Below are 7796 nucleotides of genomic sequence, written 5' to 3'. Positions count from 1 at the left end.
GTGGCGGGCGCCGCTTCGCTAAGTGCCGCAACCGCGGGCGCGGGCGGCAGGACGATAGCGATCGCCTGCTGTTCGATCTCGGCCGAGCTTTCGCCCGGCGGCGCCACCGACATGGCCAGGGCGGCCAGGCCCGACAGGCACAGCGCCACCGATCCGGCCGAGGCGGCCCAGCCCCAGGCCGCGCCGGGGCGGCGGGGACGGTCGGCGAAATGACGTTCGGGGCGCATCGGGCTCATGGCGGGCTTCCTTCCAGGCCGACAAGGGCAACTTTCAGATATCCGGCGGCGCGCAGCTGGTTCAGCACTTCCATCAGCCGCCCATAGGGAATCGTCTGATCGGCGCGCAGAAAGACCGGCGTGTCGCGCTTGGCGCCGCTGGCCGCATCCAGACTGGCCGCCAGCGTCTCGGGCGGCAGGACGTCATTGCCAAGCGTCAGCGTGCCCTCGACCGTCAGGGTCAACCACAGCGGCTCGTCCGGGCGGTCCTGCGCGGGGGCGTTGCTGGAGGGCAGATCGACGGGCGTGTCCACGGTCGACAGCGGGGCCGCCACCATGAAGACGATCAGCAGGACCAGCATCACGTCGATGAAGGGCGTGACGTTGATCTCGGACATTTCCGCGACATCGTCGTCACCGCCACCGCCGCCCAGCGAAAACGCCATGGCTCAGCCCCCCTGCGCCAAAGCCGGGCGGGCGGGCGCGGCCAGCGGGGTGACCGTGGCCGCCGGCCGGCCGGCCAGCCGGTCCAGCGCGCGGCTTTGCAGCGTCAGGACCAGCGCCGCCAGATCGGTCAGCCGGTGGCGATAGGCGGCCAGGCGGCGCGACAGAAGATTGTAGATCAGCACCGCCGGAATGGCCGCGGCCAGGCCGATTGCGGTGGCCAGCAGCGCCTCGGCAATGCCGGGGGCCACAACGGCAAGGTTGGTCGTCTTGGTCTCGGCGATCGCAAGGAAGCTGTTCATGATCCCGAAGACGGTGCCGAACAGGCCGACAAAGGGCGCGATCGAGCCGATCGAGGCCAGAATCCCGGTGCCGGCGCGCAGCCGCATCGCGGCCCCCGCCTCGATCCGGCCCAACGTCGCGGCGCTGCGTTCGCGCGTGCCGGGGATCAGCGCCGGATCGGCTTCGGCCAGGCGCAATTCCTCGACCGCGGCGCGGGCCATGTCGGCCCCTGCCCCGCGCAGGCCGCCCAGCGCCTCGGCCGCGGCGGTCAGGGCCTGAGCATCGGCCACGGCCTGGGTCGCGCGACGCAGCCGGCGGCCGGCCAGGGCGAATTCGGCCGATTTCTGCACGAAGATGGTCAGGGCAAGGAAGGCCGCCAGCGCCAGAACCGCCATCACCGCCTGCACCACCGGATGGGCAAGCCAGACGATGCCCATCAGATCGGTATGCGGGTTCGCATGCGCCGCAGGCGGGGCCGCAGGCCCAGTCGCGAGGTCAGTCGAAAGCTCGGCCGGGGCCGGGCCTTCCACGGATTCAGTCACAGCCGGCGGCGCGGCTTCGGGCGCGGGCATGACCCCCGGATCCGCCGCCGGATCGGGGGGCGGAGGCGCGGGCTGGCCCGGCGCCTCGCTGACCACCGCAGGCGACGGCGCTTCCTGTCCGAAGACAGGAAGCCCCGCCAGCCCCAGGGCCAGCACCAGCGCGGCTGGGGCGGGTCTTACCATGTGAAGGCCTTGCCGACCGACAGTTTCGCATTCCGCCCGACGCCGTTATCCAGGGCCAGGTTGTTGCGATAGGTCTTGTCGAAGACGTTCTCGACGGTGAAGTTCACCTCAAGCCCCGCCAGCGCGCCCTGATCCGGCCGCCAGGTCACGAACAGGTCATGCGTGTCATAGGCGCTGCCCGAAGTGGTGGCCGACGAGGTGGTGATCCCGTCGAAGTAATAGCCGCGCCAGCCCAGGACCAGATTCTGATCGGGAAGCTTGGCGCCCAGCGTCAGCGCCACATTCTCGGCCGGAGTATCGGCCAGCGTCAGCCCGGTCGAGGCATCCTTGGACTTCACATGGCTCCAGGCCAGGCTGCCGAACCAACGCTCGGCCTCATAATGCGCCTCAAGCTCGGCGCCCCAGATCTCGGCATCGCGGATATTGGTGTAATAGGGCGTGCCCGAGGTGCTGTCGCGCGCGATCAGGTTGGTCAGGTCGTTGTGGAAGGCGGTGGCCTTCAGCTGCAGCACGTCATCGCCGGTGAAGATGCCCTGCTTCTGATAGGTGAAGCCCAGTTCGATCGAGTCGGCCTCTTCCTTGTCCAGATCCATGCTCGGCGGCTCGTCCGGGTCATAGGAATACAGCTCGTCCAGCGTCGGCATCCGTTCGGTCCGCGCAAGCGTGCCGAAGACACCCCAATTGTCGTTGATCTCGTACAGAACCGACAGTTTGGGCGAGATCGCCGTGTCGCTGGTATCGGTCGCCCCGGCGGCGATCGAGGCGGCGCTGGGGGTGCGGTCGCCGAAATCGACCCGGACGCCCGGAATGATCGTCAGCCGGTCGTTCCAGGTGAATTCGCCCTGCACATAGACGCCGGTCTTGCGGTCGGTCCCTTCGGGGTGGAAGCCCAGTGCGCCCAGGGACGAGGTGGCGGTGCGTTCCTGTTCCGAAACCTGGATCCCGAAGGTCAGGTAGTTTTCCCAGGCGCCGGTCGACAGATCGGCGGTGTTCTCGATCTTCAGCGTGGTCGTGGCATAGGCCGCGTCATTGTCGCACAGGACCTGGAAGGTGCCCGGCGAACACATCGCCCCCAGCGAGAAGTTGCGCTGCTTGGTCGAGGTGTCGGTATAGGACAGCTGCACCGTCAGATCGAGCAGCGGATTGGCGCTGAAGCCGTGTTTGTAGGTCAGCGTCACCGTGTCATCGACGGCATCGACATCGGCGGTGCCGAAGAACGCCGCCGCCGAGCCGCCGGTCTGCGCGACCTGGGCGCCGTCCAGATTGGTTTCGGTGCGCGACAGCGACAGGGTCAGGCTTTGGTCATTGTCATTGCCGAAGGTCAGCTTGCTTTTGACCAGGCCCGACCAGCTTTCATGCTCGGTCCCCAGAATGTCATTGCCGTCGCCATCCTGCATCAGCCCGCCGGACGAGCGGTTCAGCGCGGCCAGGAATTCCATGTTGCCCTTGCGGGTGGCGAAGATCACGCCCTGGCTGTTGGTGTCGCCGTTCGAATCGTAGCCGCCCTTGAAGCGCAGCGCCTGACCGTCGCCCTCGCCCAGGAAATCGCTGGCATCCTTGGTGGTGAAGGCCACCACGCCGCCGATCGTGCCCGAGCCGTACAGCGTGGACGAGGCCGGGCCGCGCAGCACTTCGACGCGCTTGAACAGGTCAAGATCGCCGAAGAAGCTGCCCATCCGGTATTTTTCGAAGAATTTCGGCGCGCCATCGACGATGATCTTGATCCGCTCTTCGCTGGCATTCTGTTCGGTATTGCCGATGCCGCGGATGTTGAAGGCCATGCCCAGCGCGCGGGCCGAGGCGCCGGCCGCCTGCACGCCCGGCACCGTCTTCAGCAGATCGGCGATGGTCGAGGGCTGAAGCTGGTCAAGATCCTCTTGCTCCAGCACCGAAACCGCCTGCGGCGTGTCGATTGCCACCTTTTCCTGGCCGGTGCCCAGGATGACCCGGCCCAGCATAGTGAAAAAGCCTTCGCTTGCGGCCTCTTGGGCGGCGGCGGGCTGAACGCCCAGGGCAAGCGCGGTGGCGGCGGTCAGCAAAAGCCCGGAACGGGCGGGGCGGCAAGGCAGCATGGGCGTCCCTTCGGAATGTTCTGGTTGTGAGGGGCTGGCCCGGAGCCGGTGAAACCCGGTCGGTGCTGGCATGAGGCAGAGGAGCGGAAGATTCCGACTTGATCTGTCAGGAAAGGACTCCTAGAAATGCCGAGCATAATTGTCAAGTATCCCGGCCCGGGAAGGCTGACAGAAAAAGCGCCCCAGCCAAGGACTTGCGGCCCAAAGGCCCGTCCTTACGCCAGATATGCGCATCGAAAATCCGCTTCTGGAAAGGACATCCCATGGCCGACGGCCCGCTTACCCCGCTTGATCCCGCCGCGATTCGCGCCCTGCGCGCCGAGAACCCCAAGGCCCGCGCCCGGGATTTCGCCGCAAGCCATGGCCTGACCGAGGCCGAGCTGGTGGCGGCCTATCTGGGCCAGGGCGTGACCGCCATCGACGCCACACCCGACCGGCTGATCCCGCTGGTCAAGGATCTGGGCGATGTGCTGGCGCTGACGCGCAACGAAAGCTGCGTGCATGAACGGCGCGGCGTCTATTCCGATTATCGCGGCGGGCCGCATGCCTCGATGGTGCTGGATCCCGAAATCGACCTGCGCATCTTCCCGTCGCATTGGGTGCATGGCTTCGCCCTGTCGGAGACCGCGCAGGATGGCAGCGTGAAGCGCTCGATCCAGGTTTTCGATGCCGCGGGCGAGGCGGTCCACAAGATCCATCTCAAGCCCGAATCCGATGCCGCGGCCTTCGACCGGCTGGTCGAGACGCTGCGCCTGTCTGAACCGCCTTCGGCGCTGGCGCTGCAGCCGGTGCCGCCGGTTGAGCCCGCGCGCGAAGACGCAAGCCGGGCCGAGGCGCTGCGCGCCGAATGGGACCGGATGACCGACACGCATCAGTTCCTGAAGCTGGTCAAGACCCACAAGATGAACCGTTTGGGCGCCTATCGCGTCGTCGGCGCGCCCCACGCGGTGAAGCTGGCGCCAGAGGCCGTCAACACGCTGCTGACCCGCGCCGCCGAAGACAAGGTGCCGCTGATGATCTTCGTCGGCAACCAGGGCTGCATCCAGATCCATGGCGGGCCGGTCGAGAAGATCGTGCCGATGGGCCCCTGGATCAACGTCATGGATCCGCGCTTCAACCTGCATCTGCGCGGCGACCACATCGCCGAGGTCTGGCTGGTCACCAAGCCCACCCGCACCGGCCCCGCGATCTCGGTCGAGGCCTTCACCGCCGAGGGCGCGCTGATCCTGCAGATCTTCGGCTACCGGAAGGACACCCCGGCCGATGCCTGGGCCGCCCTGACCGAAACCCTGCCGCGCGCGGAGGCATGACCATGACCGCGCTGTCCTATGGCCGGCTTCACGCCGGTCTGATCGGCATCCTTTGTCTTGCGGGGGCCGCCACGGCGGCCTTCGCAGACGGAGACCGGGTCGTCTCCCTCGGCGGCTCGGTCACCGAAATCGCCGTGGCGCTGGGGGCGGAAGGCCGGCTGGTGGCGCGTGACACCACCTCGAACTTCCCCGCAAGCGTCGAGGCCCTGCCCGATGTCGGCTATATCCGCGCCCTGTCGCCGGAAGGCGTGCTGGCGCTGGACCCCGATCTGATCCTGGCCGAAGGCGATGCCGGCCCGCCCGAGGCGGTCGAGGTGCTGAAATCGGCGGGCATCCCCTTCCATCTGGTGCCCGAGGCGACGACGCCGGAAGGCCTGGTCGACAAGATCCACGCCGTCGCGCAGGTTCTGGGGCTGGGGCCGCAGGGCAAGGCGCTGGCCGATCAGGTCGCAGCCGGCCTGGCCGAGGCCCGCGCCAAGGCCGCGGCCCTGCCCGAGACCGACCGGAAACGTGTTCTCTTCGTGCTGTCGCTGCAAGGTGGCCGCATCCTGGCCGGGGGCGAAGGCACCGAGGCCGAGGGCATCATCACGCTTGCAGGCGGGGTGAATGCCGGCACCGGCTTTCAGGGCTACAAGCAGATGACGGACGAGGCGGTGATCGCCGCGGCGCCGGATGTGATCCTGATGATGGACCGCGAGGGCGATCTGGCGATTGCCGATGCCGATCTGTTCGGCCATCCGGCCATCGCCCAGACCCCGGCCGGCGCCGCCCAGAGGGTGGTGCGGATGGACGGGATGCTGATGTTGGGCTTCGGCCCGCGCACGCCCCAGGCCGCCGCGACGCTGTACGACGCCTTCTATCCGGCGGGCGGCTGAGATGGTCGCCCTGCCCCTGCCCCGCCGCCCGCGCCCGCAGGCCAGCCGCAGCCTGCCGCGCCCCACGCCGCGGCTGGTGACGCTGCTTCTGGTTCTGCTTCTTCTGGCGGTCTCGGTGATCTCGCTGGGCACGGGCGCGGCCGGGCTGCGCCTGACCGAGATCCTGCCCGCGCTTTTTGGCGAGGGGCTGGACCGGCGGGCCGAGGTGATCCTGTGGGACATCCGCCTGCCGCGCCTGGCGCTGGGGATCGTGGTCGGCGCCTCGCTGGCTCTGTCGGGGGCGCTGCTGCAGGGGCTGTTCCGCAACCCGCTGGCCGATCCCGGTATTGTCGGGGTCGGGGCCGGGGCGGGGCTGGGCGCGGTGCTGGCCATTGTGCTGGGCGGCCTGCTGCCGCCAGCGATTGCCGCCTGGACCGGGCTGCATCTGGTGCCCTTCGCGGCCTTTCTGGGCGGGCTGGGGGTCACGCTGCTGCTGTACCGGCTGGCGACGCGGGGCGGCCAGACCTCGGTCGCGCTTTTGCTGCTGGCCGGGATCGCGCTTGCGGCCTTTGCCGGGGCGGCGACCGGCATTCTGATCTACATGGCCGATGACCGGCAATTGCGCGACCTGACCTTCTGGTCCATGGGCTCGCTTGCCGGGGCCAGCTGGGCCAAGCTGGGCGGCGCGCTGCCCTTGATCCTGCCGGCGATGATCGCCGCGCCCTTCCTGGCCCGCGGGCTGAACGCGCTGGCCCTGGGCGAGGCGCAGGCGCTGCATCTGGGCATCCGTGTGCAGGCGATGAAGCGGCTGGCGGTCTTCGTCACCGCCGCCGCGACCGGGGCGGCCGTGGCAGTGTCGGGCGGGATCGGCTTTATCGGCATCGTGGTGCCGCATCTGCTGCGGCTGTTCGCCGGGCCCGACCATCGCGCCCTTCTGCCGCAATCGGCGCTGCTGGGCGCAGCCCTTCTGGTCGCAGCCGACATGATCGCGCGCTCGATCGTCGCGCCGGCCGAGCTGCCGATCGGCATCGTCACCGCCTGCCTGGGCGCGCCGGTCTTTCTGTGGATCCTACTGGGCCGCCGGGGCCTGACGGGGCTGTGAATGCTTGAAGTTGCCCAATTGTCGCTGGCCCTGTCGGGCCGCCGCCTGCTGCATGAGATCGGCTTCTCGGCCCGCCCGGGCCAGATCACCGCGATCATCGGCCCGAACGGCTCGGGCAAGACCACGCTTTTGCGCGCGCTGACCGGCGAAGTCCCCGCCCTGCCCCTGCCGGGCCTGCGGCTCAGCCTGAACGGCCATGACATCGCCCGCACCAAGCCGCGGATCCTGGCGCAGTTCCGCGCGGTTCTGGCGCAATCGACCCAGGTCGCCTTCCCCTATACCGCGGCCGAGATCGTCCGGCTGGGGCTGGATGCGGGGTCCGGCGGCGCGGCGCCGGATCTGATCGACCGGCTTCTGGCCGAGGTCGACCTGCCGGGCGCGGGCGGGCGGCCCTATCACCAGTTCTCGGGCGGCGAACAGGCGCGGGTGCAGCTGGCGCGCGTCCTGGCCCAGGCCCGCCAGCCGGTCACGCCCGAGGGCCCGGGCTGGCTGTTCCTGGACGAGCCGGTGGCGAGCCTGGATATCGGCCATCAGCTGATGGTGATGCGCATCGCCCGCAGCTTCGCCGATGCCGGCGGCGGGGTGGTGATGGTGCTACATGACCTGAACCTGACGGCGATGGTCGCCGATCAGGTGCTGCTGATGCATGCAGGCCGCCTTCTGGCCCAGGGCCGGGTCGATCAGGTGCTGACCGACGCGCTGCTGGGCCAGGCCTTCGGCTGCCCGATCCGCGTGGGCCGGGCCCCCGCAAGCGGCCCCTGGATCTTGCCGCAAAGCGCCGCCTGACGCCCC

8 protein-coding genes are annotated in these 7796 nt (G+C 69.0%); 4 read left to right on the top strand and 4 right to left on the bottom strand.

The window, feature by feature from the left end:
- From K1Y73_RS15220 to K1Y73_RS15205, 4 genes are all read right to left on the bottom strand, one after another.
- Positions 1–236 (bottom strand): hypothetical protein (locus K1Y73_RS15220; RefSeq protein ID WP_225029160.1); only part of this gene is annotated, 236 nt, incomplete at its 3' end.
- The gene (gene exbD / locus K1Y73_RS15215; RefSeq protein WP_404819096.1) at positions 233–649 is read right to left on the bottom strand and encodes a TonB system transport protein ExbD; all 417 of its coding nucleotides are present in this window, start codon (positions 647–649) and stop codon (positions 233–235) included. The genes exbD and K1Y73_RS15220, both read right to left, overlap by 4 nt.
- A gap of 15 nt (positions 650–664) precedes the next feature.
- Positions 665–1666, bottom strand: a complete 1002-nt coding sequence (exbB, locus tag K1Y73_RS15210) for a tonB-system energizer ExbB (RefSeq protein WP_225029158.1) — start codon at positions 1664–1666, stop codon at positions 665–667.
- The gene (locus tag K1Y73_RS15205) at positions 1660–3738 is read right to left on the bottom strand and encodes a TonB-dependent receptor domain-containing protein (RefSeq protein WP_225029157.1); all 2079 of its coding nucleotides are present in this window, start codon (positions 3736–3738) and stop codon (positions 1660–1662) included. The genes exbB and K1Y73_RS15205 overlap by 7 nt, the downstream gene beginning before the upstream one ends.
- A 263-nt stretch (positions 3739–4001) precedes the next feature.
- On the opposite strand from K1Y73_RS15205, the gene K1Y73_RS15200 reads away from it, so the two are divergent.
- Genes K1Y73_RS15200 through K1Y73_RS15185 form a run of 4 tightly spaced genes read left to right on the top strand, consistent with a single transcriptional unit; the run spans position 4002 to position 7790 of the window.
- The gene (locus K1Y73_RS15200) at positions 4002–5048 is read left to right on the top strand and encodes a hemin-degrading factor (RefSeq protein ID WP_225029156.1); all 1047 of its coding nucleotides are present in this window, start codon (positions 4002–4004) and stop codon (positions 5046–5048) included.
- Positions 5045–5923 carry a heme/hemin ABC transporter substrate-binding protein gene (locus tag K1Y73_RS15195; protein ID WP_404819095.1) on the top strand — a complete coding sequence of 293 codons (879 nt, stop codon included), beginning with the start codon at positions 5045–5047 and terminating at the stop codon, positions 5921–5923. The genes K1Y73_RS15200 and K1Y73_RS15195 overlap by 4 nt, the downstream gene beginning before the upstream one ends.
- Before the next feature lies 1 nt (position 5924).
- Positions 5925–7004 carry a FecCD family ABC transporter permease gene (locus tag K1Y73_RS15190; RefSeq protein ID WP_225029154.1) on the top strand — a complete coding sequence of 360 codons (1080 nt, stop codon included), beginning with the start codon at positions 5925–5927 and terminating at the stop codon, positions 7002–7004.
- Positions 7005–7790 (top strand): heme ABC transporter ATP-binding protein, encoded by a 786-nt coding sequence (locus K1Y73_RS15185; RefSeq protein WP_225029153.1) that lies wholly within the window; start codon positions 7005–7007, stop codon positions 7788–7790.
- Positions 7791–7796: the final 6 nt, after the last annotated feature.

It is taken from the genome of Xinfangfangia pollutisoli (assembly GCF_020179405.1).
GTDB lineage: Bacteria > Pseudomonadota > Alphaproteobacteria > Rhodobacterales > Rhodobacteraceae > Pseudogemmobacter > Pseudogemmobacter pollutisoli.
The sequence above is the reverse complement of the archived record's forward strand: the minus strand, read 5'-3'. Positions and strand labels throughout refer to the sequence as shown.

What these genes read in the sequence shown, in the direction of transcription:
- exbB (WP_225029158.1), bottom strand. Translation starts at nt 1,666, where the DNA reads ATGGTAAGACCCGCCCCAGCCGCGCTGGTGCTGGCCCTGGGGCTGGCG.
- K1Y73_RS15205 (WP_225029157.1), bottom strand. Translation starts at nt 3,738, where the DNA reads ATGCTGCCTTGCCGCCCCGCCCGTTCCGGGCTTTTGCTGACCGCCGCC.
- K1Y73_RS15200 (WP_225029156.1), top strand. Translation starts at nt 4,002, where the DNA reads ATGGCCGACGGCCCGCTTACCCCGCTTGATCCCGCCGCGATTCGCGCC.
- K1Y73_RS15195 (WP_404819095.1), top strand. Translation starts at nt 5,045, where the DNA reads ATGACCATGACCGCGCTGTCCTATGGCCGGCTTCACGCCGGTCTGATC.
- K1Y73_RS15190 (WP_225029154.1), top strand. Translation starts at nt 5,925, where the DNA reads ATGGTCGCCCTGCCCCTGCCCCGCCGCCCGCGCCCGCAGGCCAGCCGC.
- K1Y73_RS15185 (WP_225029153.1), top strand. Translation starts at nt 7,005, where the DNA reads ATGCTTGAAGTTGCCCAATTGTCGCTGGCCCTGTCGGGCCGCCGCCTG.